Source organism: Arthrobacter sp. TJ-58 (assembly GCF_058269295.1).
Genome location: NZ_JBZCNM010000003.1, coordinates 153,788 through 179,227, shown reverse-complemented (window position 1 = coordinate 179,227; position 25,440 = coordinate 153,788). Strand labels below are relative to the sequence as shown.

The following is a 25,440-nucleotide window of genomic DNA, read 5'->3' as shown; positions in this document are numbered from 1 at the left end:
CGGCGAACCTTATTCGTCGTACGTGATCTTAACGGGCCCGGCGACGGGCACAGCCTGGCACGCCAGCACGTACCCGTCCCGAAGGTCCGCTGCGTCCAGCACCTCGTTGTTTTCCATGCGGACTTCACCCTGGAGAACCCGGCAGGTGCAGGCGCTGCAGGCCCCCTCCCGGCAGGAGTACGGTGCATCCAGTCCGGCGTTGAGCAGAACATCCAGCAGCCGGTTTCCGCCGGACCAGGGCACGGTGCGGCTGACGCCGTCGAGTTGAACATCCACAACTGTGTCTGTTCCGGAGCCGTCGCTGACCGCCGTTTCCACCGGCGCAAAGGGATCGGTACCAAGCGAGGCAAAGCGTTCAATATGGATCTGCCCGGACGGCATGCCCAGGCCTTCCAGTGCCCTCCCGACGCAGTCCATGAACGGCCCCGGGCCGCAGATGAAGACTTCGCGGTTCAGATAGGGCGCGGAGAGTGCGCCAAGAGCCGCTTCATCGGGCAAGCCCTGCACGGTCCCCAGCCAATGGATGACTGTGAGCCGGCCCGGATGTGCCTTGCCGAGGGCAATGAGCTCCTCGCGGAAGATCACCGATGCTTCATCCTGGTTGGCGTAGATCAGGGTTACCAGGCCGGTTCCGGCGGCCAGCACTGATTTGAGGATGGACATCACCGGAGTAATTCCGCTGCCGCCGGCAAAGAGAAGGAAATCGTCGGTCAGCGAGCGCGGGGTGAAGGTTCCGGCGGGCCGGAGCACCTCCAGGAGGTTGCCCTCCACGGCATTGTCGCAAAGCCAGTTTGAGCCGTAGCCCTCCCTGGTGCGCTTGACGGTAACTTTGAGCTTCTCGTCGTGCACCGGCGTGCTGCACAGCGAATAGCATCTGGCTGCACCGCCGTCGCGTTCGCTCGGGATCCGGATGGTCAGGAACTGTCCCGGCTTATAGCTGAAAGGTGCGTGGTCTTCGCCTTCGGGTTCCAGAACCAGGGTGTGGGCGTCCGCTGTCTCCCGGATGACCTCGACGACGCGCACCCGCAGCGGGGTGACTGTTGCTGAACTGCTCACTGTTCTGCCTCTTTCCGCCGCAGGAAAGCAAGAACCGTGCTTTCAAAGGCGTCTTTCTGTTCGATCATGGCCCAGTGGCCGCAATTGGGGAAAACGTGCAGTTCCACGTCCGGGATGGTCCGCATGGGCACCAGAACTCCGTCCAGCGGGGAGACCCGGTCATCACGGCCCCAGGTGATCAGGGTCTTGGCCTTGAGCCGGTGGAGCTGGGCCCAGGCGGGCGCCGCGTCGGAAGCCGCAGCACCTGCTGCGGCCGCCTTCATGGCCGCCCGGGTATACATTTTCCGCGCACTGCTCAGGGCCTGCGGGTCGGTGGCTTGTTCCCAGCGCTGGTTGATCAGTTCTTCGGTCACCAGGGACTGGTCATACACCATGGACTGCAGCCACTGGATGAGCCGTTCCCGGGTGGGGTCCTCGGTAAAGGCGACCAGCAGGTTGATGCCTTCGGACGGGGAGGAACTGAAAAGGTTCACGCCCATGCCGCCCAGCGTCACCAGCCGGCGGACCCGTTCCGGATGGGCGATCGCGTACCGTGTACCGACCATCCCGCCCATCGAATTGCCGATGATGTCCACCTGGCCCAGGCCCAGGCCGTCGAGCAGGTCCGTGACTGCCTGGATGCCCGCCGGCATTGGATGCTGGTCGCTGGGATCGCTGACACCGAAGCCCGGGAATTCCAGCACGTAGCAGTGGAAGTGCTCGGCGAAGGACTTCAGAATGCCGCCGAAATTCCCCAGGCCGGTAACCCCTGGTCCGGAGCCGTGCAGGAAAACCAGCGGCGGTCCGTCGCCTGCCTCGTGGTAGCGCAGCACCCCTTGTTCGGTCTGCAGCTCCTGCAGGGAAATGTCCGCGCTGGGGAGATCCGCTTTACCCGTTTCATGGCGAAGGTCCGTGGTCATTTTATGGCTCCTCGATGGACGAGTTACGTAGGTCTGTCAAAACCATAATCAGCACCCCTGCCGGCAGCGGCGCAGGTCCCGATCACCGGGATGAATGGCCCTGTTCACCCGCCCGCCCGGCAATCCCAGTGACCGAGACATTCAAGGCTCCCCGGGAGCAGCACGCCTAGGTTTTCACCAGCGGCGGCGGAAATGCCCCGAAGAGAAAGCGAGATGCGTGCAATGACCATTACTGCAAGTTCAGATGTGCTGACCGAGCGCGGTGAGGAGCTTCGCTCCTATGGCCAGGTAAACGAAGACCTGGGCAAACTCAGCGACGGTACCGTGGACATCCTGCGCCAAAGCGGGGTCATGAAGCTGCTTGCACCGGTGGAATACGGCGGCACGCGGGCGCACCCGGCCGAGTTCGCCGAGACGGTCATGAAGATCGCCGCCCTCGACGGCGCTGCGGGCTGGGTTTCCGGCGTCGTCGGCGTCCACCCCTGGGAACTGGACATCATGTCCCCCAAGCTGCAGGAGGAAATCTGGGGCCGGGACGAGGACACCTGGGTCTCCTCCCCTTACGCCCCCATGGGGGTGGCCACCCCGGTCGACGGCGGCTACAAGGTCAACGGTCACTGGCAGTTCTCCACGGGCACCGATCATGCCAGCTGGGTCATTCTGGGAGCCTTCATCGGCGATGCCGAGGGTAAGCCGCTGAAGCCGGTCCAGTCCGTGCACATTGTGGTTCCCCGCGCCGATTACACCATTGTTGAAGATTCCTGGGACGTGGTGGGCCTGAAAGGCACCGGCAGCAAGGACGTCATCATTAAGGACGCTTTTGTCCCCGAATACCGGGTGGTGCTGCAGTCCGAGCTCTTTGAAGGCAAGACGGCCCGCGAGGCAGGTAAGACCGAACCCATCCACCGCATCCCCTTCTACTGCCTGTTCCCGCTGGGGCTCACCTCAGCCGTGATCGGCATCGCCGAGGGTGCCCTGCATTCCCACTTGGAGTACCAGCGCAACCGCCAGCAGGGCAACGGCACCAAGAGCACGCAGGACCCGTACAGCATGTATGCCGTCAGCGAGGCCGCCGGCGAAATCCGGGCGTCACGCGCAGCATTGCTGGACAACATCAGCCGCATCTACGACACGGTGGCTGCGGGCCGCGACGTTTCCCTGGAGCAGCGGGCCGTGGGCCGCCGGACGCAGATCCAGGCCGCGTGGCGGGCCACTGCCGCCGTCGATACCATCCTGTCCCGCTCCGGCGGAAACGGTTTGCGCATGAATAACCCCATCCAGCGTTTCTGGCGCGACGCCCACATGGGCCTTGCCCACGCCATCCACGTACCCGGGCCCACTTACCACGCGGCTGTCCTCACCGAACTGGGGATGGAACCGCCCGCCAACCTGACGTCGATGGTCTAAAACTTCCGGATGACATCAACCCCCAACAGTAAAGCGAGGAAGCACATGACTCACATCAAGGGACTGGGCTATCTGAAGGTCCAAACCAAGCACATTGACCGCTGGCGTGAACTGACTGTGGAAGGTCTTGGCTTTGCCGAGACCGTGGGCCCCGACCCGGACGGCCTGTACCTGCGGATGGATGAACGGGAATCCCGCCTGATCGTCCTTCCCGGCGAGAAGGACGCAGTAGTGGCCGTTGGCTGGGAGGTCCGCGACCAGTTTGGCCTGGCTGCCGTGGCCAAGGCCGTGGAGGACGCCGGCATCAGCGTCACCTGGCTGACCGAGGAGGAAAATGACCAGCGGGGCCTGGAGCAGGTCATCACCTTCACCGATCCCGGCGGCACACCCGTGGAGGTCTTCTTCGGTCCGCGCCTGGACCACAGCCCGCTGATCACCGGCTACGCGCAGAAGTTTGTCACCGGCGCCCAGGGCATGGGCCACGTGGTGCTGCCCACCACCGCCATGGCGGAAACGACGTCGTTCTACACCGACGTCCTGGGCTTCCTACCGCGCGGTGCCGTACGGCTGGGCCCGAGCCGGCCCGCCGTCCGGTTCCGTTTCTTCGGTGTGAACCAGCGCCACCACAGCCTGGCCATCGGCCCGGCCCCGCACGGCGAAGAGCCGGGTCTGGTTCACCTGATGGTGGAGGTTGAGGACCTGGACACGGTTGGCCGCGCACTGGACAAGGTCACCAAGCTGGGCTTCAGCCTCTCGGCTGCCCTGGGCCGCCACACCAACGACAAGATGGTGTCCTTCTACGTCCGCGCACCCGGCGGCTGGGACATCGAGTTCGGCACCGCCGGCATGCTCGTGGACGAGTCCTATTACACGGCTGAGGAAATCACCTCCGAAAGCTATTGGGGCCATGACCATTCCGCCGGTGAGCCCCTGGCTGCCTTCACCCCGCCGCAGGCAGTGGCCGCGCTCTAGGAACCGACCTGCAGATCAGGCCGGCGGCTGAGGAGCCCTCAGATGCACCTCCGCCGCCGGCCTCCGCTTCCCTTTCCCCGAAGGAACCCGATGGATACTCTCCCGGCGCAGCCAGCGGCAACCCACACTGCTGCCACCGACGTCGAACAGCTCCAGAAGCTGATGCACCGGTATTCCGCATGCCTGGACAACGGACGGCTGGATGAGCTGGTCTCCCTGTTCGCGGACGACGGCGTGTGGGACGGCAGTGCGTGGGGGCTCGCGGAGATTTCGGGCAGGGCAGACCTGCGTGCGTTCTTCCGAGCCACCATCAATGCCCACGCGGGTTCGGGCACAGTCCATCTGGTCTTCAACCACATTATTGACGTAGCTTCAGACACCGCCTCCGCCACCGCGTATTTTCAAGCCTTCGGCCTGAACCCGGAGGGCACCCGGAAGGACTCCCTCGGCCTGTACACGGATCAGTTTGTGCGCATCGGTTCGGAATGGAAATTCAGCCGCAGATCCGTCCGGGCCGTGCTGAATCCACCGGCGTCCGAGGGCTAGCGCCGGCCGGTGAACGGGATCAGCAGGGGAACAGAGCGGCGGATATCTGGCGGGCGGCGTCGATCACCAGCGGAGCCATCCGCTCCAGAGGGTCCTCGCTGCGGCCCACCAGCGAAATGCTTGCCACGGGCTTGCTGCGCCGGCCGCGGATCGCCGCCCCCACGCAGGCAATGCCTTCGTAGCTTTCGCCGGCCTCGTAGGCCAGACCGCCCCGCTGCCGGATGCGGTGAAGTTCGGCGTACAGGCTCTGGGGGTCACTGATGGTCCGGCCGGTATGGGGATGCAGCCCGTTCTTGAAGAGCTCATCAAGCTGCTCCGGGGTCATCCAGGCGAGCATGGACTTGCCCAGCGCGGTTGCATGCGCCGGAGCGCTGCCGCCCACACGGGACGGAACCGCTGCCGCAGCGCGGCCGCCAACCTTATCCAGGTAATGGATGCTGGGACCTTTAAGGACCGCGAGGTGCACCACCATTCCCGTGCGCATGGCCAGGGTGTGCAGCAACGGCGCAGCTTCGGCGCGGATGCGGCTGTGGCCGTCGTCGAGGCCGCAGAACTGCAGCGACCGCCAGCCCATGCCGTATCCCTCCGGCGTGTGCTCGAGCCAGCCCAGCTGAACCAGCTGGTCCAGAATCCGGTGTGTGGTTGACCGGGGCAGGCTGGTCCGGGTGGCAATCTCGTCCAGCAGGAGCCGGACATCGCGCGCATCGAACGCTTCCATGATCAGCGTCATCCGGCCCGCCATGGAGGGCGGCAGCCCGCCTTCGGGAACGGGCGCCAGGGTTCCGGCCGCGGAGGGCCAGGCCACGGTCCGCCGGGAACCTGTTGAAATACTCATCGGTCCTCCCCCGGAACCGGACCAGCTGAAAGCGTTTGGGGCATCTGTTGGAACTGATACATGGCTGAGCGACCTCCTTGGCACAACAACCTAAAACGGAACAATGTGAACTGAACCACATCGTGGCTTCACTGTACACATCACTACAGGACTGCGGCAATAGCGGCCGCCGCTCCGTTCCATCCCGCTCTGCGGGACTGCCCGGCCCGGCCTGCAGCCTCCGCGCAATACTGAAGCCTCATTTGGGAGGACTAATGGCTTCACCTATCACCACAGCACCCGCTTCCGCGGAGACGCTTGCAGGACTGGGCGCACGCCTGCGCCGCGCCGAACGCGACGGCGTCGCAGTTGACCCGATCCGGGAAGCACTTGAAGACGGCGGAATTGCTGCCGCCTATGCAGTGCAGCGCGCCAACGAAGACCTCTGGATTGCCGCCGGCCGCCGCGTCGTCGGACGCAAGATCGGCCTCACCTCCAAGGCGGTGCAAGCCCAAATGGGTGTTGACCAGCCGGATTTCGGGGTCCTCTTCGCTGACATGTGCCTCGCGGACGGCGAAACCCTGGGAGCCGGGGACGTTCTGCAGCCCCGGGTGGAGGCCGAGGTGGCGCTGGTCCTGAAGAAGGACCTGCCCGAACCGGACACCACCCTGCCCGAACTCATCGCAGCCGTGGATTATCTGCTGCCTGCCATCGAAATTGTGGGTTCCAGGATCCGGGACTGGAACATCTCCATTCTGGACACCATCGCGGACAACGCCTCCAGCGGAAAAATCGTCACCGGAACACGCCCCGTATCCCCCGCGGCCCTGGATCTGGCGGCCGCCGGCATGGTCATGGAAGTCAACGGAGCGGTTGCCTCCGTGGGCTCCGGCGCCGCGTGCCTGGGCCATCCGTACCGGGCGGCACTGTGGCTGGTTCGGCGCATGGCCGAACTGGAAAGACCCCTGCACGCCGGCGACATTCTGATGACCGGAGCCCTTGGGCCCATGGTGAATTTCGGTCCGGGCTCCCACGCAGTTGCACACATTCAGGGACTCGGACAGGTCCGCATCACACATGAGGAGAAATAGTGGAATCCAACAGACGCTGGCCAGTGGCAATCATCGGCTCCGGAAACATCGGCACGGATCTCATGATCAAGGTGCTGCGCGGATCCGGACGGCTGGAAATGGGTGCCATGGTTGGCATTGATCCGGAGTCCGACGGGCTTCGGAGGGCCGCGGGCATGGGCATCCCCACCACCTCCGACGGCATTCAGGGCCTGCTCAACCTCCCGAACTTCAAGGACATCAGGGTGGTGTTTGATGCCACCAGCGCCTCGGCGCACCTGAGCAACTGGGAGCTGCTCAAGGACACCGGCGTCCGGGTCCTGGACCTGACGCCGGCCTCCGTTGGCCCCTACTGCGTGCCGGTGGTCAACCTTGAGGAGCATCTTGAGGAACCCAACCTGAACATGGTCACCTGCGGCGGGCAGGCCACCGTTCCCATGGTGGCCGCCGTCTCGCGGGTGGCGCCGGTACGCTACGCCGAGATCGTGTCCTCCGTGGCCTCACGCTCCGCAGGCCCCGGCACCCGGGCGAACATCGACGAGTTCACCGAAACCACCTCCCGGGCACTGGTGGAGGTGGGCGGCGCCGCGACAGGTAAAGCCATCATCATCATGAATCCAGCCGAACCGCCGATGCTGATGCGCAACACGGTGTACGCCCTGGTGGAGGGCTCCCCGGACCACGCCGCCATCGAGTCATCCGTCCTGTCCATGGCGGAGCAGGTGCAGAAGTACGTTCCCGGCTACAAGCTCAAGCAGGACGTGCAGTTTGAAACCTTCGGTCCGGAGAACGCACTTCACATCCCAGGCACCGGCCGCTTTGAAGGCACCCGCGTCACGGTGATGCTGGAAGTGACCGGCGCCGCGCACTACCTCCCTGCCTATGCAGGGAACCTGGACATCATGACCTCCGCAGCCATGGCCGTTGCCGACCGCTGGGCAGAACGCGCAGGGGTCCCCGAACAGCCCGTCACCGCGGCGATGCAGGAGGCATAACCATGAGCAGGCTCTACATTTCCGACGTCACGCTTCGTGACGGCATGCATGCGATCAAGCACCAGTACACCGTGGACCAGGCAGTGGCGATCGCCACCGCCCTGGACGACGCCGGCGTCGCCTCCATCGAGGTGGCGCACGGAGACGGCATCAACGGGTCCTCCTGTGTTTACGGCTTCGGCGCCCATACCGACCTCGAGTGGATTTCCGCCGTGGCCGGCGTGGTGAAGCAAGCGAAGGTTGCCACCCTGGCGCTGCCCGGCATCGCCACCATCCACCATCTCAAGGACGCCCACAGTGCAGGCGCTTCGGTGGTCCGCGTGGCAACGCACTGCACCGAAGCGGACGTTTCAGCGCAGCACATTGGCGCAGCGCGGGAACTGGGCATGGACACCGTGGGCTTCCTGATGATGTCCCACATGAGTCCGGCAGCCGAGCTGGCGCAGCAGGCCAAGCTGATGGAAAGCTACGGGGCCACCTGCGTCTACGTGGTTGATTCCGGCGGCGCACTGACCATGCCGGGTGTGGCTGAGCGGGTGGATGCATTCCGGCAGGTGCTGGATCCCGCCACGGAGATTGGCATCCATGCCCATGAGAACCTGTCGCTGAGCGTCGCCAACTCGCTGACCGCCGTGGAGCACGGCGCCAACCGGGTGGATGCTTCGCTGGCCGGCATGGGTGCCGGAGCAGGCAATGCTCCGTTGGAGGCCTTCATTGCCGCTGCGGACAAGTTCGGAATGGATCACGGCTGCAACCTTCCGGCCCTGATGGATGCCGCCGATGACTTGGTCCGCCCGATCCAGGACCGCCCGGTCCGGGTGGACCGGGAAACCCTCTCCCTCGGCTATGCCGGGGTCTACTCCAGCTTCCTGCGCCATGCCGAAACGGCCAGCAGCCGGTACGGAATCCCCACCACGGACATCCTGATGGAGCTGGGCAAGCGCCGCATGGTCGGCGGCCAGGAAGACATGATCGTGGACGTGGCCCTGGACCTGCTGGCCAGTAAGTAGCCGGACAAACGGCGGATGAAAGGCATAGACGATGAGCGAAATCAGTAACGGTGAACAGCGCACCGCGATCAGCGATCCGCTGGTATTCCGCAACGTGCTGGGCCACTTCCCCACCGGGGTGGTCCTGATCACCGGCATAGCGGACGACGGCGAGCCGGTGGGCATGATCGTGGGGTCCTTCACCTCGGTGTCCCTGGATCCGCCGCTGGTGGCGTTCCTTCCCACCGTCGCCTCGCAGACCTTCAAGCGCCTGCGGACGGCCGGCTCGTTCTGCGTCAATGTGCTGGCGGCGGACCAGGAAGACCTATGCCGGCGGTTTGCGGGGCGGACTGCCAACAAGTTCGACGGCGTTTCCTGGCATCCGTCCCCGCTCGGCGCCCCGGTGCTGGATTCAGTGGTGGCCTACATCGACTGCACCTTTGAGTCCATCAGCGACGCCGGCGATCACCTGATTGTGCTGGGTGCCGTCCAGGAACTGCAGGTGTGCAGTCCGGTGGCTCCGCTGCTGTTCTTCCAGGGCGGCTACGGACGGTTTGCGCCGCTTTCACTCAGCGCACCCTTCGAAGCGGACCTCATCACCGGGGTGCGGCTGGCCGAACGGGGCCGGGAGGAAATGGACCGGCTTGCGGAGCGCTTTGACGCAGAGTGCACTGCCATGGCGGTGATCAGCGATCAGATGGTTGTCAACGTTGCGGTTGCCGGAACGGGTCCCGGGACGGCAGATCGCCTCGGGGAACGCATTCCGCTCATGCCTCCGCTGGGTGAGCTGTGCCTGGCCTGGGAGGATGCGGACACCGTGGACCGGTGGCTGTCCAGGGCCCTGCCCAGCGACGAGTGCACCCCCGAGGAATACCGCGGCCGCCTCGAAGCAGTGCGCAGCCGCGGCTGGTCCATGACGATGCGCGGAGAGTACAAGGACGAGCAAATCTATGAAGCCCTGCGCGAGTACTCCTCCGGGGTTTATACGCCGGCTCAGGAACGCGAGATCCGGCAGATCATTTCCCGCACCTCCAGCAGCTACGCTCCGGTGGTCCTGGAACAGGGCCGGCTGTACGACGTCGACTCCCTGCTGGCGCCGGTATTTGATTCAGAGGGCAAGGTCCGCCTGGTCCTGCGCATCGCCAACCTTCCCCGGCAGGCGGATTCTGCCGCCATTCAAGGCTGGGCGGATGAGCTCCAGCGGGCGGCCCGGAAAGTGGGCGCGGACGCTGACATGGTGAAGGTGGATGCCTAGGCGCTGAACGCCGGTGTGTTGCCGTCCTGCATCAGGGCGGCAACACGGTGCAGTGCCGTGCTCGTCAGATCGGCCAGCAGCTCCGGATCCCAGGGCCCCTCATCAATCTGCCTGCTCAGCATCAGGCCGTCCAGGATCCGGAAGAGGCATTCGGACAGGTAGGCGGCCAGCTGGAAGCGTGCTTCCTGCTCCAGCTCCGGAGCCAGCACGCTGCGGAACCATTCATCGGTCATGCTTTGCATGCTTTGCAGCACGGGCTCCAGACGCTGGGTGCCGGCATCGGAACCGCTAACCGTCCGCAGCAACAGCAGCAGCCCCAACCTGCGGATCCGGGTCCGGGCCGTAAACCCCTCAAGCGTATTCAGGAGCAGTCCCTTGAGGACAACGGACCAGTCACCGTCGGAAGGGCGCGGCTGCATTTGGGGCTTTGCGTTGTCCCACCCGCGGCAGGCGTTGTCCACCACTGTGGCCATCAATTCGTCTTTGTCCTTGAAGGACCAGTACAGCGAACTGGCCGGCAGGGCTGCCTTTTCGCATACCCGGGCCACCGTGACGCCGTCGTAGCCGAACTCCACAATGGTGTCCTCGGCGGCCCGCAGGAACACATCCCGGGTGCTCTCTTCGCCGTCCTGGACCGCCGGGGCGGGAGCAGGAGCCTGCCGGTCTGCATCCAGGGGCCGGGCGGAGGCCAGTTCGACGGCCCGGTCCGCTGCAGCATGCAGGCACGCAGCAATCATCCAGGTGACGCGGTCGTCGTCGAGCTCGTTTGTGCCGTGCCGCTGGATGAATTCGCTGTCCCGGATAGCAATGGTCAGCCGCCCCAGCAGCAGCGCAGCCGCCCTTCTCTGCTCCAGGCTCCCGGGCAGGGTGCGTTCCCACCACTTCGCCAGCCACTGCGTGCTTTCGCGGCGGATCTGCAGGAATCGGGCCCGTGCGGGCGAATCAATCTGGGGGCGGACCACGGAAATGGAGAGGCCGAAACGCCAGTAGGCCATGGTGTCGTCAATCCGGGGAAACTGCAGGATGTTGCTGTACAAATCCGCTGTCCGGGACTGCCCCGGCGGCGAGTCCAGCCAGTTGGGAATGGACTGCGACTGCATCTCAAAGGCACGTTCCAGCGCGGCGGCGAACAGCTGGTCCTTGTCAGAGAAGTGCCAGTAGATGGAGCTGGCCGAGAGACCTGTGGACTTCCGGATCATGGACAGCTTGGTGCCCTCGTATCCGTGGCGGGCGGCCAAATGCATGGCTTCCTCAAGAATCCGCGTACGGGTCTGAGCCCCCTGCATATTCTTTCGGTCTGTCTTGCGCTGCGTCACGAACCCACCTGTTGATCTCTGCAGAAGCGCTGTGCGCCCCTGTTGGCCTCCACCCTAGCCAACACGGCGCGGGCGGACTCCGCCAGTCCCGCTGGGCAGGAGAACGGTTAGAAGACGGACGGGCCCAGATACGGGACCATGAGCTGCTTTTGTTCCGGGGAGACCCGCAGCAGCCTGCCGGTTCCGCCGTCGACAAAGGCCAGTGTTGTTTCGGCCTTGGCGCAGGGTTCCGCCGTCACCGGATCGCGGATGACGTAGGCAATTGTCAGGCTGGCAGCCTTCAGCGCGCTGATCCACACGGCTATGTCAGCGGGAATGTTGCGGTAGGTGAGCGGAGACAGATACTTCACGCGGTGCTCGGCCACCAGCGCCTGGGTGCCTTCAGGCACGTTATTGAAGAGTGCGACGACGGGTTCCCGCCCCGGCCCGCCCGTACCGCCGGGCGGGCCGAAGGCGTGGATCCGTGCTTCTTCCAGAATTCGCAGGATCTCCACGTTATTCACGTGGCCGTAGGCGTCCATGTCCCCCCAGCGCATGCCGACGGAACACTGGATGACCTGCGGAGTTTCAATCATGCTTCGTTTCTAGCACAGGCCCGGGCTATGCCCCGGCAAGCTCCGTCACGCCGGCCAGCAGCTCGAACGAGTGCAGCCGTGATTCAAGGGTCGGAGTCTGGGTGGCAACGATCAGTTCATCGGCGTCGGCATGGGTGGCGAACCAGTCCAGGTATTCGCGGACCTCGGCGGGGGTGCCCACTGCCGAGTAGCGTCCCATCTGCTTGACCTGCTGTCCGCCCGGGGACTCCAGGATGAGGTCGGCTTCCTCGGGGGTGAACGTGCGGTCCCGGCCGAAGAGCTGGGTAACCCGCCGGCGCTGCCCGTCCTCGAACATCTGCCGGGCCTCTTCGGAGGTGTCCGCGGCGATGACGTTCACGCCGGCAATAACGTACGGCTCGGCCAGCTGTTCGGAGGGACGGAAGTCCCGGCGGTAGATGGCCACGGCATCCTGAAGCGCCTGCGGCGCAAAGTGCGAAGCGAAGGAGTACGGCAGTCCGAGGGCGGCGGCGAGCTTCGCACCGAACAGGGAGGAGCCGAGGATGTACAGCGGCACATTGGTGCCCCTGCCCGGCGTCGCGTCGATGCCGGAAATGAGGGTGTGGCCGGTCAGGTAGCCCTGCAACTCCTGCACATCCTGCGGGAAGCTGTCCGAGGACATGGGATCACGGCGCAGGGCGCGCATGGTCTTCTGGTCACTGCCCGGTGCGCGGCCCAGTCCGAGGTCGATCCGGCCAGGGAAGAGTGTCTCCAGGGTGCCGAACTGCTCGGCGATGGTCAGCGGCGCGTGATTGGGCAGCATGACTCCCCCGGCTCCGAGCCGGATGGTTTCAGTGTGCGCGGCGATGTAGCCAACGAGCACACTGGTGGCCGAGGAGGCGATGGTGGGCATGTTGTGGTGCTCGGCGTACCAGATACGCCGATAGCCCAGCTTTTCGGCGTGCTGCGCCAGGGCGAGGCTGGAGGCGAAGGAATCGCGCGCGGTTTCGCCCTCGTCAATGATGGCCAGATCGAGGATCGAAAGCGGAACAGTCATGGGTTTTCGGCCTTTCGTTGCACGTTGCGCCCTGTGGCTGTTTACCCGGGCACGGTAGGTGCAACGGCGAAGGACCCTGTGTTATTTCACGCTGCCGCTGTGACGCGGCCAGATAAAGGGTGAGCCGGCGGACGGAGGAGTCACTCCTGCGTCATAAGCACCCGGTCCCGCACCCGGCCCGCGGCTGGTTCCGGGGCGCAGGTTTCCGCGGCACAATGGCCTGCATGGATAACAGCGGCATGAACGGCGGCACGGGAACGGATACGGGCGCAGGTGCGGGCGCCCGGCAGGACGACGTCGGCCGGCGCCTGGAAGAAACCATCCTGGCCCTGCTCGCGGTGCGGGCTGACACCTCCACCATCTGCCCCTCCGATGCGGCGCGGGCGGTGGCCCCCGACGACTGGCGCCCGTTAATGGACGGTGCCCGGCAGGCAGCCGCCCGGCTGGTGGAACGCGGCGCCGTGGAAATCACGCAGCATGGTGAAGTAGTGGACCTCGCCGAGGTTAAGGGGCCCATCCGTATCCGTGTCAGGCGGTAACCCAGGGCCTTGCCCCGATGCCTTCCGCAAAGGACCGCCGCGGATTATCGTCTACCGATATTGTCGATAAACGATATCGGTCTGGACCATGGGAGCCTGCGGCACCGTCCTGGCTATCAGTCCGGCGACGGCGACTCGCACACGCACCGAGGCCCACATTTCCTTCCCCGTGGCAAAGTGGTTCCCACATAACGCTTAGACCCCGGACCGGCAAAAGGAGAACAGCACCATGAGCACAGCCACTGAACCCGGCACCACGGACGCCACGGTATCCCCCGAAGAACTGGCCGCAGGCCGCCGCGCGTATGAGCTGGACCGCAAGCATGTCTTCCACTCCTGGTCCGCGCAGAAGCAGATCACTCCCATGACCGTCACCCGCGCAGAAGGCTCCTATGTGTGGGACGGCGAAGGGCGGAAGCTGCTGGATTTCTCCTCGCAGCTGGTCAACACCAACATCGGCCACCAGCACCCGAAGGTGGTGGCCGCCATCCAGGAACAGGCCGCCAAACTCTGCACCGTCGCACCCCAGTACGTCAACGACGCCCGGTCCGAAGCAGCCCGGCTGGTCTCCGAACTGACTCCGGGAAACCTGGACACGGTGTTCTTCACCAACGGCGGCGCAGACGCCATTGAACACGCCGTCCGCATGGCCCGCCTGCACACTGGACGCTACAAGGTCCTCTCCGCCTACCGGTCCTATCACGGCGGCACCGCGCTGGCGGTCAACGTCACCGGCGACCCGCGCCGGATCCCCAACGACTACGGCACCGCCGGAACCGTGCATTTCCACGCCCCGTTCCTCTACCGGTCCCAGTTCCACGCCGGCACGGAACAGGAAGAATGCCGGCGGGCCCTGGAGCACCTGGAATCCATCATCCAGCTGGAAGGACCCGCGTCCTTTGCCGCCGTCGTGCTGGAGTCCATCCCCGGCACCGCTGGAATCATGGTCCCGCCGCCGGGCTACCTCGCCGGGGTCCGCGAACTGACCCGCCGCTACGGCATCATGTTCATTGCCGATGAGGTCATGGCCGGCTTCGGCCGCTCCGGCAAGTGGTTCGCCGTCGAACACGGCGGGGACGTGGTTCCGGACCTGATCACCTTCGCCAAGGGCATTAACTCCGGCTACGTGCCGCTGGGGGGCGTGGCGATCTCCGATGAAATTGCCGCCACCTTTGCCGACACCGCCTACCCCGGCGGCCTGACCTATTCCGGACACCCGCTGGCCTGCGCCGCAGCCGTGGCGACCATCGGCGCCATGCGCGAGGAAGGCATGGTGGAGAATGCCGCCCGGCTCGGCGAAAACGTGTTCGGACCCGGGCTGGCGGAACTCGCTGCACGGCACCCCAGCATCGGCGAGGTCCGCGGAACCGGTGTCTTCTGGGCCATCGAGCTCGTCAAGGACCGGGAAACCCGGGAGCCGCTGGCCCCGTACGGCGGCTCCAGCCCGGAGATGAACACGCTGATTGCCGCGTGCAAGGACCGCGGACTGCTGCCCTTCGCCAACTTCAACCGCCTCCACGTGGTGCCGCCGCTGAACATCACCGATGTCCAGGCCCGCGCGGGACTGGACATCCTGGACGAGGTGCTGGCCATCGCGGACGGCTTCGTCAGCGCCTAGCTGCCGCGTCCGGATCATCCCGGCTGGATGATCCGGACCGGCCTGCGGCCCTGCCTTGCCCGTCCGGGTCCGGGCAGGGACGCCAATTTCCCGCTCACTGTGACGCTTGGCATACTTGGACGGGCTTCCGGGCCCTGACCGAGATACGTAACCAGAGTGAACGGCTAAAAAAACCATGACTGACCAGACGTACAAGTTAATCGCCATGGCGATTTACATGCTCGCCATGCTCGCGATCGGCTGGTGGGCCTACCGGCGCACCACCGATCTTGACGACTACATGCTGGCCGGCCGGGACCTGAAGCCAGGTGTCGCCGCCCTCAGCGCCGGAGCATCGGACATGTCCGGCTGGCTGCTGATGGGCCTGCCGGGCGCCATCTACGTTTCCGGACTGGTGGAAGGCTGGATCGCCGTCGGCCTTACCGCCGGCGCCTGGCTGAACTGGAAGTTCGTGGCGCCCCGCCTGCGTTCCTACACCCAGGTTTCCAACAACTCCATCACGGTCCCCAGCTTCCTGGAGAACCGGCTCAAGGACCGCTCCCGGGTTCTGCGGGTGGTTTCGGGCCTCATCATCCTGGTGTTCTTCACCTTCTACGTTTCCTCCGGCATGGTGGCCGGCGGCGTCTTCTTTGAAAGCTCCTTCGGCTCCAGCTACCTGGTCGGGATGCTGATCGTGGCCGGCGTGACCATCGCCTACACCCTTTTCGGCGGCTTCCTCGCCGCCAGCTACACCGACGTCGTCCAGGGCCTGATGATGCTCGCCGCCCTGATCCTCGTTCCGGCGGTCGGGCTGACCCAGGTGGGCGGCCTCGGCGGGATGACCGGCTCGCTGCGCGAGATCAACCCGGACATGCTGGACCCCATCGCCGGCGGCACCGCCGTCGGCATCGTCTCCGCGCTGGCCTGGGGCCTGGGCTACTTTGGGCAGCCGCACATCATTGTCCGCTTCATGGCTCTGCGCTCGCCCCGGGACGCCGTGGCCGGACGCCGGATCGGCGTGGGCTGGATGCTCCTGACCGTCATCGGCGCCCTGATGACCGCCCTGATCGGGGCGGCGTACTTCCAGCAGAACAACCTCACCCTGGCTGATCCCGAGGCCGTGTTCCTGGAGCTCTCGCAGATCTTCTTCCATCCGCTGGTGGCGGGCTTTGTCCTGGCGGCCGTCCTGGCCGCGATCATGAGCACTATTTCCTCACAGCTGATCGTCACGTCCTCGGCCCTGGTGGAGGACCTGTACCGGATTGTGCTCAAGCGGAACGCGTCGCCGCGTTCCATGGTGATGCTGGGACGGCTGGCCGTGCTGCTGGTCTCCGTGGTTTCCATCGTGATTGCGCTGGACCGCAACGCGAGCATCCTGGACCTGGTCGGTTTTGCCTGGGCGGGCTTCGGTGCAGCCTTTGGCCCCACCATCATCCTGGCGCTCTTCTGGCGCCGGCTCAGCACAGCCGGTGCACTGGCCGGCATGATCGGCGGTGCGGTGACCGCCTATGTCTGGGGAACCGTCGAGCTGCCCGGCATCCTGGGCGACGTGTATGAAATCATCCCGGGCTTCCTCGTCAATCTGGTCCTGACCGTGCTGGTCAGCCGTTTCACTTTCAAGCCCTCAGCTGAGATCGACGCCGAATTCGACGACGCCGTGCGAATTTCCAAGGACGGCGCCGAACCGGCAGTGCCCGTCCGCGCCTAGGTCCGCGCGGCCCGGCCGCCGGGCACACTGTTCCGAACACCCTCACCGGCTACACACCAAGTTTGGTGAGGGTGTTCTGCAGCGTCTCTGCGGAAGCCTGCAGGTGCCGTGTTTCGAGGTCGTCCAAGGGCATCTCCAGCATCCGGTAGACGCCGTTGATCCCCACGATCGACGGAAGGGACAGGGCCACACCGTCAATTCCGTAGGCTCCGTGCATGATCGCCGATACCGGCAGCACCGCATTTTCCGCCTGCATGATGGCCTCCACAATCCGCACGCCGGCCAGGCCGATCGCATAGTTCGTGGCACCCTTTCCTTCGATCACCTTGTACGCCGCGGTCACCACATCTTGCGTGACGGCGTCGAGGTATTCCTGCGTAAACACCTGCCGACCGCTGAGCATCCATTCACGGATCGGTACCGGTCCAATGGAAGCGCTGGACCAGACCGGAAATTCCGAGTCCCCGTGCTCGCCAATGATGGTGGCGTGCACGCTGGTCATCAGCACATGCGCTTCGCGCGCCAGCAGCAGCCGCAGCCGGGACGTATCCAGCACGGTGCCCGAGGAGAAGACCCGGTTCCACGGCAGGCCCGAGGCCTTTTGGGCAGCCACGGTCAGGACATCGCAGGGGTTGGTCACGATCACGTACACCGCGTCCGGCGCCTGCTCCATCAGCTGCGTCATAAGGTTTTGGATAATTCCTACGTTGACCCCCGCCAGTTCCAGCCGCGACTGGCCGGGCTTCTGCCGTGCACCGGCGGTGATAACGATGACGTCCGAGCCCGCGAGCGCCTCAATCCGGCCGCCGCCGGTCACAGTGTTGGCACCGGTGAACTGCGTGCCGTGGGCCAGATCCAGTCCCTCCGCTTCGGCCCTGGCGGCATCAATGTCGTAGATGGCAATTTCGCGGGCGGCGTCTCGGATGATGGCTGCGTAGGCGAGGGATGTTCCCACGCTCCCCGCGCCCACGATTCCCAGTTTGGTGACCGGTCGAGTGGTGATGTTGGCCATGGCAGAGCCTCGCTCACATAGGATGGATCCCGCTTTCAGCCCATCGTAGGCGAGGGCCCGCAACCTGTGAACGGGCCGGGACTGACGGAACGGGCCAGGACGGGTAACTTACCCCCTCACACCAACCGGAACTGACCGTTTCAAAAAGTTGTCACCAGGGGGTAGACAGGACTTTGGACCGCGCGCACACTCGGAAACATGTTCAGTCACCCCGGGGATGACATCCCCAAACCATCGTGGGACAGGGTCCTGACCCACCGGCCTCCGGCAGAACGGGCAGGCGTTGCCGCCCGCTTCGAGGCCGCGGGGTTGTCCGCACTGGAGGTCCAAGCCGTCCTGGCCGACGGCGGGGACCGGCTGTATGCGGCAGCCCTGGCCGGAGCGCCCGGCTGGGCGGACTCCTTTGGCGGCATGCTTGCCGCCGCACTGCTCGCCGGAGAAGTTGGGGCCCTGGCGGCCCAGCTGGGCCGCCGGGCTTCCGGTATCCGATCACTCGCCGCGGCGGATTTGCTGGAGGACTTCAGCGCCGTCACGGTTGCCGAAGAGCTGGGCGTGTCCCGGCAGAAAATCTATGACATCGCCCGGGGCGGCCTGCGCGGCCCGCACCTGGACACGGTCCCCTGGAGGTTTCCGTGAAACAGATCAATGAACGCGTCCAGCTTCCCGACGCCAATGACCAGTATCTGGTCCACCCGTTGGATCTGGCAGCCGCCCGCCGGCCTTTCCTGGTTTCGTGGCTGCTGGGCATCATCGGGTCACCGCAGGTATTCGCGGCCGTCGCCGCCCTCATGTGGGTGCTGAGCAACAACTTCGTGACGCCGTTCATCGCGGCCGGATCAACCCTGCTTTTTGCCAACCTCGCATCGGCGTGGTTCCGGCGCGAGGCCTGGTCCAACATCCCGGGCAAGCGCCGGGATGCTGATCGGCGTCTGCTGGGACTGAACCTGCTTGCCGCCGTCGTGCAGGCGCTGGCACTGGCAGCCGCGGTGATGATCCTGATCCTGTGGTTCGCCAACCGCGACGTCTCCCCGGAGGTGGTGGCCTTCGCCACCGGTACGGTGACCGCCGTGACCGTCCTGATGGCAGTTGACGTGGTGGTGACAGCCGTCCGGACCCGCAGCGGAGCGGCAGCCCTGGCGCCGGCCGTGAACCTGCTGGCTGTGGCCGCCGTTTCCTGGTGGGGATTCCTGATCATCGCGGGCCGGACCGGACCACTGGATATCTCCACTTTCATCATGGGAGCCGTGGCGCTGCTTCTCGTGTGGGGCGCGTGGCTGGCCTGGACCTTTTGGCAGCGCCGGCGCACCGCCGGCGGCGGCACAGCGGTGCCGGCTGCCTAACCGATCTCCCCGAATAGAAGCTGCTGCTCCCCGCCGGAGCGGCAGCTTCTATTCGTTAGCGTCCTGCTGCATATCCCTGCGCTCCCCTCGGGTTGGCGGCGGCCTTGAGCAGCCCGGTGGCCGGATCGCTGACCACGGACGACAGCCGGCCCAGGGCCCAGTCCCCTGCCCGGGTGACCACGTGGCCACGGGCCTCGAGACCTTCGATGACGGCGTCGCCCAGCCGGTCCTCCACCACGGCCCCGCCGGGTGTCCAGGTCCGCGGATAGAAGGACCCGGGAATGGAGGTGGTGTGCAGGGCGGGGGCGTCCACAGCCTGCTGCGGCGAGTATCCGCCCACGAGCGTACGCAGCAGGTACAGCAGTTGCCACTGGTCCTGCTGGTCGCCGCCGGGCGAGCCCAGGGCCGTGACCGGTTTGCCGTCCTTGAGCACCAGGGTGGGTGTCAGTGTGGTCCGTGGCCTTTTGCCTGCGGCGAGGGTGGACGGCGCACCCTCCTCCAGCCAGGTCATCTGCAGCCGTGAACCCAGGCAGAAGCCGAGCTCCGGAATGGTGGGCGATGACTGCAGCCAGCCGCCCGACGGTGTCGCCGAGACCATGTTCCCCCACTGGTCCACCACGTCCACATGGCAGGTATCGCCGCGGGTCTCCCCCGTGGGCATAACGGTGGGTTCCCCCACGCCGGCGAAGGCATGCTGCCCGGCCAGTGCCGGCGCGAAGTACTCGGTGCGCAGCGGCGGAAGAAACGGAGTGTGCCCGGGCACCGTGCCGGGGCGGAACTCGTGTGAGGCCTTTTCCGTGATCAGCGCGCGGCGGGAGGCGGCGTATTCCTCGCTGAGCAGGTAGTCCATCGGCACATTGGCGTCGCCGTAGTAGGCCTCGCGATCGGCGATGGCCAGCTTCTGCGCCTCCAGGATCGTGTGCGCGCCAAGTTCGGTGGAGGGATCCAGATACTCGTCCTCGTAGCCGGCCAGAATGGCCAGAGTCTGCAGCAGCGCCGGCCCCTGCCCCCAGGGACCTGTCTTGGCGACGGTGTGGCCGCGGAACTCATACGTCAGTGCCGGTTCGTAGGAAGCACTGCCTGAGGCGAAGTCTTCCATCGTCATCACCCCGGCATGGTCTGCGCCGGAGGAATGGCGGTGCGGCACGGACAGGAAATCCACGGCAGCGCGCGCCACGAAGCCTTCGCGCCATTCGCGGCGGGCGGCGTCGATCCGTTCTTCACGGTTGCCTGCGGAACTGCCCGCGTCCACCAGCCGGTCCAGGACCGCCGCATACGCCTCGTTGCGGATCATGTCCCCGTCCGCCGGAATCTTCCCTTCGGGCATCCACTGGGCGGCCGAGCTGGGCCAGTGCTCAGTAAAGAGATCCGCTACGGAGGCGATGGTGCTGCCGACCCGCCCCACCACCGGATGGCCGTTGCGCGCATACCCCGCCGCGAAAGCGAGCACGTCACCAAGTTCCCAGGTGCCGTGGTCCCGCAGCAGCATCAGCCAGGCGTCGACGGCGGCGGGAACGGCTGCGGCCAGGGCACCGGCCCCGGGCACCAGTTCCAGGCCCTCGGAAAGATAATGCTCCCGGGTGGCAGCCGCCGGCGCGGCTCCCTGGCCCATCAGCACCACCGGTTCCGACGGATTGTCGGCGGTCACGAAGACCCCGGTCATATCTCCGCCGGGACCGTTGAGGTGCGGCTCCACCACGTGCAGGACAAAGGCTGCGGCGACGGCCGCGTCAAAGGCATTGCCGCCGCGTTCCAGCACGGCCTGGGAAGAAGCAGTGGCCAGCCAGTGGGTGGAAGCGCTCATGCCGAAGGTGCCTTGGAGCGTGGGGCGGGTGGTGAAGGAATCGGGTGCTGTGTAGGTCACGGGGTCGCTTTCCGCTGGACGGGGTCACTGCTGAATACCATCGAAGCTACACCCAGCAGATCGTATACAGTTGCCTGCATCACATCAGTTGAAGGAGTTCCCGGCGTGAAGCGTTTGAATGCGGTGCCCACCGAAAGGGTTCACCTGTGGCTGATGCTGTTGCTGACCTTCTCCACCGGAGTGGTGGACGCCGTCGGCTATCTGGGCCTGGACCGGGTGTTCACCGGCAACATGACGGGAAATGTTGTCCTTCTGGGCATGGCCTTCGCGGGCGGCGCTGACCTGCCGATCCTGCGGCCCGCGTTGGCCCTGGTGTTCTTCATGCTCGGCGCCGCTCTGGCCGGACGGCTGCTGCGCAAGGGCCCGGAAGGCTGGTCCTGGCGCACCTCCGTTGCCCTGACCGTCGTGGCTGCCGGCCTGAGTGCGCTCGCCGTGTTCGTGGCCGTGGCGGACGTGCAGGGCAGCGAAGCCCTGGGCAGCCTCACCACCTCCTCCATGGCCACGGTCATGGGTGTGCAGGCAGCAACGGCTAAGCGCCTGAAGGTAGCTGAAATCACCACCGTAGTGGTCACCTCCACCATCACCGGGCTGGCCTCGGACTCCAGGCTGGCCGGCGGCAACAGTCAGTTTTGGCAGCGTCGGGCTCTGGCCATAGCGCTGATCCTGCTGGGCGCCCTTGTCGGTGCTGCGGCTTTGAAGGTGGATCTGTGGCTGGGCTTGGCGGTCTCGGCCGCCATTTCGATCGCCGTGGCCGTGATGGGCTATGTTCGCCACCACCGTGAGATTCAGGCCGGCGGCGAACGCGGCTGAGAGCAATTAGGGCCGGCGCCCCGGCCCGCCGACGTGCCCTAGAGTAGGGTCCATGCCCTCACAGGATGTAGCTGACTGGACTCCGGTGCACACGGATCGGCTGATACTGCGGCGTCCTGTTGGAGGCGATGAGAGCGCGGCCCTGGACCTGCACACCGATCCCCGGACCAACGTTCACCACCCCACTCCGCACACTGTCACCCGGGCCTCCTCCGCGCGGATTTTCCATGAAATTGGACTGCACTGGTACCGCCATGGCTTCGGGGTGTGGGCGGTGTGCACCCAGGACGAGCCGCAGGCGCTGATCGGATTCACCGGCCTGTCCCACCGGCTGGTCCACGCCCGGCCGGCGCTTAACCTCTACTACCGCTACCTTCCTGAGGTCTGGGGTCAGGGATACGCAGCCGAAGGCGCCCGTGAGGCCGTTCGGCTCGCGGAAAAGCTCCTTCCCGGCCTGCCGGTGGTTGCCTACACCACGCCGGACAACATCGGATCCCAGCGGACGGCGCTCGCCGCCGGACTGATACGCCGGGAGGACCTCGACGTGGACCGCGGCACTTATCAGGACGTTTATCTTGCCCGCGGCTGGTACACCGAACCGCCCCGTTAAGGGACCCCGGCAATCCAGCCCTTCCCCCGCAAAACGACCCCCGTTCCATACGCCCCGTCAACCCTGCGGCCCTACCCGTAGGCATTTCTCCGGCACTCGGCAGTAAAGGTTCTTCTCGGCCTTAACCTTTTGATGGGCATTCCCCGTGCTTGTCGCAGCCCGCATTCGGCGGCACGGCCCGGCCGTGTTTTCCGTTGGCGCCGCCGTCCGGCGCGACCCGGAGGTATCCATGGAACATTTCACCCCCGCCACTGACGCCGTCGCCAACAGCATCACTTGGTCCGCACTCCTGGCACTGATCCCCCTGCTTGTTTTCTTCCTCCTGCTGGCCTTCGCCAAAACCAAGGCTTATGTTGCCGGCGCCTGGGCCCTGCTGACGGCGCTGATCATTGCCGTCCTGGGCTTCCACATGCCGGTTGGGCTCGCTCTGCTGTCCGTCACCCAGGGTGCCGCCTTCGGCCTGTTCCCGGTGGTGTGGATCATCATCATGGCCGTATGGCTCTACCAGGTCACGGTCCTCAGCGGCCGGTTCGAGGACCTGCGCCGCGTGTTCGACGCCGTGGGCGGCGGGGATCTGCGCGTGCAGGCCATCCTCGTGGCTTTCTGCTTCGGCGGACTGCTGGAAGCACTGGCTGGATTCGGGGCCCCGGTGGCCATCACCGTCACCATGCTGCTGGCCCTGGGCATCGCGCCCATCCGCGCGGCCACCGCCGTCCTGGTGGCCAACACCGCACCCGTGGCCTTCGGCGCACTCGCCATCCCCATCACGACGGCGGCCAACCTCACCAACTATCCGGGCGAGGAAATCGGGGCCGTGGTGGGACGGCAAACCCCGCTGCTGGCCTTTTTTATCCCGCTGGTGCTGCTGTTCATCCTGGACGGGCGCCGGGGACTGCGGGACTGCTGGCCGGTGGCGCTGCTGACCGGCGTCGTCTTCTCCGTTGTGCAGTTCCTGTGCTCCAACTACTTCTCCTACGAACTCACGGACATTGTTGCCTCGCTGGTGGCCATGGTGGCCGCCGTCGGATTCCTGCGGATCTGGCATCCGCGCAACGGAGAAGAGGCCGACGCGCGGATGACCAAGGAACTGGCCGAAACGCGCGCCTCCGGCTGGACGCCCTCCGGCGGATCCGCCCACGTTGGCACGGCGGCCAGCGACACTGCAGCGGACCGGCTCACACCCGGCCGCGCCTGGATGGCACTGTTTCCGTACGTTCTGGTGATCGTCGTTTTTGGGATCGTAAACCTCTGGACCTGGGGCGTGAACATCCCCGAAGCACTGGAAAAAACGATCATCAAAATTCCCTGGCCCGTCCTGCATGATGCCCTCGTGGACGCCAACGGGCAGCCGCAGTCCTCCACGATCTTCAGCTTTGAATGGCTGATCAGCCCCGGGACCCTGCTGCTGATCAGCGGCCTGATTGTTGCCCTGGTCTACTCCCGGTTCAACGACGGCGGCCGGTACCGGCTCGAGATGGGCGACGCGGTCAAGGAAATCGGGCGAACTGCCGTCCGGATGCGCTCGGCTGCGCTGACCATCCTGGCGGTGCTGGCCCTGGCCTACGTCATGAATTTCTCCGGCCAGACCATTTCCATTGGTACCTGGCTGGCGGGCACGGGCGCGTTCTTTGCCTTCCTCTCCCCCGTGCTGGGCTGGATCGGCACCGCCGTGACCGGTTCCGACACCTCGGCCAATGCCCTGTTCGCCAAGCTCCAGCAGACAGCAGGCATCCAGGCCGGCATCGATCCGCAGCTCATGGTGGCGGCGAACACCGGAGGCGGAGTAATGGGCAAGCTGATCAGTCCGCAGAACCTGGCCATCGGTGCCGCTGCGGTCAATATGAGCGGGCAGGAGTCCGTCCTGTTCCGCAAGGTGCTGGGCTGGAGCGTGGCACTGCTCCTGGCCCTGTGCTGCATCGTGTTCCTGCAGTCCACTCCGGTACTGGACTGGATGCTGCCTTAATCCTCCCCCGCTTTGGGACAACGCAACCACATGGGTAACACTCGACTCATGGCTAGAACCCGTCTTCTCCCCGCCGCGGCCGCGGTGATGGCTGCCGCAGCCGGCTTCCGGCTCAGCCCGTGGCCCGCTGCGCTTCTGATCCGCGCTGTGTTTTACCGGGGTGCCCGGCGGCTCGCGGCTGTCATGCGCCGCTACGCTCCTGCCGCCGGCGTTATCCCGTTCCGGGGCCTGCGCTTTGAAGCGGGCGGCCGCAGCGGGACGCTGGACCTGTTCGTGCCGGCGGAGGCGGCGGGTCCGGCGCCCCTGGTGGTGTGGATCCACGGCGGCGCCTGGCTTTCGGGCAGCCGGAACGACGTCGAACCCTACCTGCGCCTGCTTGCGGCTTCCGGTTATGCCGCCGCAGGACTGACGTACACCGTGTCTCCGCGGGGCGTTTATCCCCGGGCGGTAGAGGAACTGTCTGCGGCGCTGACGTTCCTATCGGACCACGGTGCAGACTTTGGCGTGGATACCCGCAGGATCGTTTTGGCCGGGGATTCTGCCGGTGCGCAGTTGGCAGCGCAGCTGGCCGTGCTGGCCACCAACCCGGACTATGCCCGCCGGACCGGGCTTTCCTCGCCGTTGAAGGCCGACCGCCTTCGCGGGATCATCCTGCACTGCGGAGTGTACGACGTCGCCGCCCTGGCGTCGCTGCGGGGCATCCTGGGCTGGGGCTTCAAAACGGCCTTGTGGGCCTACTCCGGTCAGCGGGACTGGTCCCGGACCGCAGCCGGCCGGGAGATGTCCGTGCTTAACGACGTCGGCGCCGGATTCCCGCCCGCGTTCATTACCGGCGGCAACGGCGACAGTCTCACCGCCACCCAGTCGGTACCGCTGGCCGCCCGGCTCACGGCGCTGAATACGGACGTGCGCACCCGGTTCTGGCCGTCGGACCACCGCCCCGCCCTGCCGCATGAGTACCAATTCCACCTGGACCGAACGGAAGCGCAGCAAACCCTGGTGGATACGCTGGATTTCCTGCAGGCGGTGTGCGGGCCCGGGCCGGTGCCGGAAGCAGCCGAACCCGAAAGCTGAGCCGCCCCTCCCCT

General features: G+C 65.8%; 24 protein-coding genes. 16 read left to right on the top strand and 8 right to left on the bottom strand.

Annotation, left to right across the window (positions count from 1 at the left end; genetic code table 11):
• Nucleotides 1–9: 9 nt before the first annotated feature.
• On the bottom strand, nt 10–1,056 hold the full coding sequence (locus tag AC4D2W_RS11225; protein ID WP_490926990.1) for a 2Fe-2S iron-sulfur cluster-binding protein: 1,047 nt from the start codon (nt 1,054–1,056) through the stop codon (nt 10–12).
• Nucleotides 1,053–1,955, bottom strand: a complete 903-nt coding sequence (locus tag AC4D2W_RS11220; RefSeq protein WP_490926989.1) for an alpha/beta fold hydrolase — start codon at nt 1,953–1,955, stop codon at nt 1,053–1,055. Before AC4D2W_RS11220 ends, AC4D2W_RS11225 begins: the two co-directional genes overlap by 4 nt.
• Before the next feature lie 222 nt (nt 1,956–2,177).
• On the opposite strand from AC4D2W_RS11220, the gene AC4D2W_RS11215 reads away from it, so the two are divergent.
• From AC4D2W_RS11215 to AC4D2W_RS11205, 3 genes are all read left to right on the top strand, one after another.
• Nucleotides 2,178–3,362 carry an acyl-CoA dehydrogenase family protein gene (locus AC4D2W_RS11215; protein ID WP_490926988.1) on the top strand — a complete coding sequence of 395 codons (1,185 nt, stop codon included), beginning with the start codon at nt 2,178–2,180 and terminating at the stop codon, nt 3,360–3,362.
• Nucleotides 3,363–3,407: 45 nt separating this feature from the next.
• Nucleotides 3,408–4,334: a VOC family protein gene (locus AC4D2W_RS11210; RefSeq protein ID WP_490926987.1), complete on the top strand. Its 927-nt coding sequence runs from the start codon at nt 3,408–3,410 to the stop codon at nt 4,332–4,334.
• A gap of 90 nt (nt 4,335–4,424) precedes the next feature.
• Nucleotides 4,425–4,880 (top strand): nuclear transport factor 2 family protein, encoded by a 456-nt coding sequence (locus tag AC4D2W_RS11205; protein ID WP_490926986.1) that lies wholly within the window; start codon nt 4,425–4,427, stop codon nt 4,878–4,880.
• A gap of 19 nt (nt 4,881–4,899) precedes the next feature.
• On the opposite strand, the gene AC4D2W_RS11200 is transcribed toward AC4D2W_RS11205, so the two are convergent.
• On the bottom strand, nt 4,900–5,715 hold the full coding sequence (locus tag AC4D2W_RS11200; protein WP_490926985.1) for an IclR family transcriptional regulator: 816 nt from the start codon (nt 5,713–5,715) through the stop codon (nt 4,900–4,902).
• 254 nt (nt 5,716–5,969) lie between these two features.
• Between AC4D2W_RS11200 and AC4D2W_RS11195 the strand changes: the two genes are divergently transcribed.
• From AC4D2W_RS11195 to AC4D2W_RS11180, 4 genes are read left to right on the top strand one after another with little or no spacing between them, the layout of a single operon-like run.
• A complete protein-coding gene (locus tag AC4D2W_RS11195; protein ID WP_490926984.1) occupies nt 5,970–6,785 on the top strand; it encodes a 2-keto-4-pentenoate hydratase in 816 nt (271 codons plus the stop codon).
• The gene (locus AC4D2W_RS11190; RefSeq protein ID WP_490926983.1) at nt 6,785–7,759 is read left to right on the top strand and encodes an acetaldehyde dehydrogenase (acetylating); all 975 of its coding nucleotides are present in this window, start codon (nt 6,785–6,787) and stop codon (nt 7,757–7,759) included. Before AC4D2W_RS11195 ends, AC4D2W_RS11190 begins: the two co-directional genes overlap by 1 nt.
• 2 nt (nt 7,760–7,761) lie before the next feature.
• Nucleotides 7,762–8,769, top strand: a complete 1,008-nt coding sequence (gene dmpG / locus AC4D2W_RS11185) for a 4-hydroxy-2-oxovalerate aldolase (RefSeq protein WP_490926982.1) — start codon at nt 7,762–7,764, stop codon at nt 8,767–8,769.
• A gap of 31 nt (nt 8,770–8,800) precedes the next feature.
• Nucleotides 8,801–10,003: a flavin reductase gene (locus tag AC4D2W_RS11180; RefSeq protein ID WP_490926981.1), complete on the top strand. Its 1,203-nt coding sequence runs from the start codon at nt 8,801–8,803 to the stop codon at nt 10,001–10,003.
• On the opposite strand, the gene AC4D2W_RS11175 is transcribed toward AC4D2W_RS11180, so the two are convergent.
• The 3 genes from AC4D2W_RS11175 to AC4D2W_RS11165 form a co-directional block, all read right to left on the bottom strand.
• Nucleotides 10,000–11,289 (bottom strand): TetR family transcriptional regulator, encoded by a 1,290-nt coding sequence (locus tag AC4D2W_RS11175; RefSeq protein ID WP_490926980.1) that lies wholly within the window; start codon nt 11,287–11,289, stop codon nt 10,000–10,002. The two genes, AC4D2W_RS11180 and AC4D2W_RS11175, sit on opposite strands and share 4 nt — an antisense overlap.
• A 137-nt stretch (nt 11,290–11,426) precedes the next feature.
• Entirely contained in the window at nt 11,427–11,894 is a 468-nt protein-coding gene (locus AC4D2W_RS11170) for an acyl-CoA thioesterase (RefSeq protein WP_400927133.1), read from the bottom strand.
• A 25-nt stretch (nt 11,895–11,919) separates the two neighbouring features.
• Nucleotides 11,920–12,909, bottom strand: a complete 990-nt coding sequence (locus tag AC4D2W_RS11165; protein WP_490926979.1) for an LLM class flavin-dependent oxidoreductase — start codon at nt 12,907–12,909, stop codon at nt 11,920–11,922.
• Nucleotides 12,910–13,133: 224 nt separating this feature from the next.
• On the opposite strand from AC4D2W_RS11165, the gene AC4D2W_RS11160 reads away from it, so the two are divergent.
• From AC4D2W_RS11160 to putP, 3 genes are all read left to right on the top strand, one after another.
• Complete coding sequence (locus AC4D2W_RS11160; RefSeq protein WP_490926978.1) at nt 13,134–13,448, top strand: DUF3253 domain-containing protein; 315 nt, start codon at nt 13,134–13,136, stop codon at nt 13,446–13,448.
• Between the two features lie 229 nt (nt 13,449–13,677).
• The gene (locus tag AC4D2W_RS11155; protein ID WP_490926977.1) at nt 13,678–15,066 is read left to right on the top strand and encodes an aspartate aminotransferase family protein; all 1,389 of its coding nucleotides are present in this window, start codon (nt 13,678–13,680) and stop codon (nt 15,064–15,066) included.
• 175 nt (nt 15,067–15,241) lie between these two features.
• Nucleotides 15,242–16,753, top strand: coding sequence for a sodium/proline symporter PutP (gene putP / locus AC4D2W_RS11150; RefSeq protein ID WP_490926976.1), 1,512 nt, complete (start codon nt 15,242–15,244; stop codon nt 16,751–16,753).
• A gap of 49 nt (nt 16,754–16,802) precedes the next feature.
• On the opposite strand, the gene AC4D2W_RS11145 is transcribed toward putP, so the two are convergent.
• Nucleotides 16,803–17,765, bottom strand: a complete 963-nt coding sequence (locus AC4D2W_RS11145) for an L-lactate dehydrogenase (protein ID WP_490926975.1) — start codon at nt 17,763–17,765, stop codon at nt 16,803–16,805.
• A 198-nt stretch (nt 17,766–17,963) separates the two neighbouring features.
• Between AC4D2W_RS11145 and AC4D2W_RS11140 the strand changes: the two genes are divergently transcribed.
• Complete coding sequence (locus tag AC4D2W_RS11140; protein WP_490926974.1) at nt 17,964–18,401, top strand: hypothetical protein; 438 nt, start codon at nt 17,964–17,966, stop codon at nt 18,399–18,401.
• Nucleotides 18,398–19,105, top strand: coding sequence for a hypothetical protein (locus AC4D2W_RS11135; RefSeq protein ID WP_490926973.1), 708 nt, complete (start codon nt 18,398–18,400; stop codon nt 19,103–19,105). The genes AC4D2W_RS11140 and AC4D2W_RS11135 overlap by 4 nt, the downstream gene beginning before the upstream one ends.
• Before the next feature lie 55 nt (nt 19,106–19,160).
• Here the strand turns inward: AC4D2W_RS11135 and AC4D2W_RS11130 are convergent, their stop codons facing one another.
• The gene (locus tag AC4D2W_RS11130; protein ID WP_490927426.1) at nt 19,161–20,909 is read right to left on the bottom strand and encodes a gamma-glutamyltransferase family protein; all 1,749 of its coding nucleotides are present in this window, start codon (nt 20,907–20,909) and stop codon (nt 19,161–19,163) included.
• 165 nt (nt 20,910–21,074) lie between these two features.
• Here AC4D2W_RS11130 and AC4D2W_RS11125 point away from each other — a divergent pair, with 165 nt between their 5' ends.
• From AC4D2W_RS11125 to AC4D2W_RS11110, 4 genes are all read left to right on the top strand, one after another.
• Nucleotides 21,075–21,779, top strand: a complete 705-nt coding sequence (locus AC4D2W_RS11125) for a YoaK family protein (RefSeq protein WP_490926972.1) — start codon at nt 21,075–21,077, stop codon at nt 21,777–21,779.
• Nucleotides 21,780–21,831: 52 nt separating this feature from the next.
• Nucleotides 21,832–22,389, top strand: a complete 558-nt coding sequence (locus AC4D2W_RS11120; protein ID WP_490926971.1) for a GNAT family N-acetyltransferase — start codon at nt 21,832–21,834, stop codon at nt 22,387–22,389.
• A gap of 229 nt (nt 22,390–22,618) precedes the next feature.
• Entirely contained in the window at nt 22,619–24,352 is a 1,734-nt protein-coding gene (locus tag AC4D2W_RS11115) for an L-lactate permease (protein ID WP_490926970.1), read from the top strand.
• 48 nt (nt 24,353–24,400) lie between these two features.
• Nucleotides 24,401–25,426, top strand: a complete 1,026-nt coding sequence (locus AC4D2W_RS11110) for an alpha/beta hydrolase (protein ID WP_490926969.1) — start codon at nt 24,401–24,403, stop codon at nt 25,424–25,426.
• Nucleotides 25,427–25,440 lie beyond the last annotated feature (14 nt).

What these genes read in the sequence shown, in the direction of transcription:
- AC4D2W_RS11220 (WP_490926989.1), bottom strand. Translation starts at nt 1,955, where the DNA reads ATGACCACGGACCTTCGCCATGAAACGGGTAAAGCGGATCTCCCCAGC.
- AC4D2W_RS11215 (WP_490926988.1), top strand. Translation starts at nt 2,178, where the DNA reads ATGACCATTACTGCAAGTTCAGATGTGCTGACCGAGCGCGGTGAGGAG.
- AC4D2W_RS11210 (WP_490926987.1), top strand. Translation starts at nt 3,408, where the DNA reads ATGACTCACATCAAGGGACTGGGCTATCTGAAGGTCCAAACCAAGCAC.
- AC4D2W_RS11205 (WP_490926986.1), top strand. Translation starts at nt 4,425, where the DNA reads ATGGATACTCTCCCGGCGCAGCCAGCGGCAACCCACACTGCTGCCACC.
- AC4D2W_RS11200 (WP_490926985.1), bottom strand. Translation starts at nt 5,715, where the DNA reads ATGAGTATTTCAACAGGTTCCCGGCGGACCGTGGCCTGGCCCTCCGCG.
- AC4D2W_RS11195 (WP_490926984.1), top strand. Translation starts at nt 5,970, where the DNA reads ATGGCTTCACCTATCACCACAGCACCCGCTTCCGCGGAGACGCTTGCA.
- dmpG (WP_490926982.1), top strand. Translation starts at nt 7,762, where the DNA reads ATGAGCAGGCTCTACATTTCCGACGTCACGCTTCGTGACGGCATGCAT.
- AC4D2W_RS11180 (WP_490926981.1), top strand. Translation starts at nt 8,801, where the DNA reads ATGAGCGAAATCAGTAACGGTGAACAGCGCACCGCGATCAGCGATCCG.
- AC4D2W_RS11175 (WP_490926980.1), bottom strand. Translation starts at nt 11,289, where the DNA reads ATGCAGGGGGCTCAGACCCGTACGCGGATTCTTGAGGAAGCCATGCAT.
- AC4D2W_RS11170 (WP_400927133.1), bottom strand. Translation starts at nt 11,894, where the DNA reads ATGATTGAAACTCCGCAGGTCATCCAGTGTTCCGTCGGCATGCGCTGG.
- AC4D2W_RS11165 (WP_490926979.1), bottom strand. Translation starts at nt 12,909, where the DNA reads ATGACTGTTCCGCTTTCGATCCTCGATCTGGCCATCATTGACGAGGGC.
- AC4D2W_RS11160 (WP_490926978.1), top strand. Translation starts at nt 13,134, where the DNA reads ATGGATAACAGCGGCATGAACGGCGGCACGGGAACGGATACGGGCGCA.
- AC4D2W_RS11155 (WP_490926977.1), top strand. Translation starts at nt 13,678, where the DNA reads ATGAGCACAGCCACTGAACCCGGCACCACGGACGCCACGGTATCCCCC.
- putP (WP_490926976.1), top strand. Translation starts at nt 15,242, where the DNA reads ATGACTGACCAGACGTACAAGTTAATCGCCATGGCGATTTACATGCTC.
- AC4D2W_RS11145 (WP_490926975.1), bottom strand. Translation starts at nt 17,765, where the DNA reads ATGGCCAACATCACCACTCGACCGGTCACCAAACTGGGAATCGTGGGC.
- AC4D2W_RS11140 (WP_490926974.1), top strand. Translation starts at nt 17,964, where the DNA reads ATGTTCAGTCACCCCGGGGATGACATCCCCAAACCATCGTGGGACAGG.
- AC4D2W_RS11130 (WP_490927426.1), bottom strand. Translation starts at nt 20,909, where the DNA reads ATGAGCGCTTCCACCCACTGGCTGGCCACTGCTTCTTCCCAGGCCGTG.
- AC4D2W_RS11120 (WP_490926971.1), top strand. Translation starts at nt 21,832, where the DNA reads ATGCCCTCACAGGATGTAGCTGACTGGACTCCGGTGCACACGGATCGG.
- AC4D2W_RS11115 (WP_490926970.1), top strand. Translation starts at nt 22,619, where the DNA reads ATGGAACATTTCACCCCCGCCACTGACGCCGTCGCCAACAGCATCACT.
- AC4D2W_RS11110 (WP_490926969.1), top strand. Translation starts at nt 24,401, where the DNA reads ATGGCTAGAACCCGTCTTCTCCCCGCCGCGGCCGCGGTGATGGCTGCC.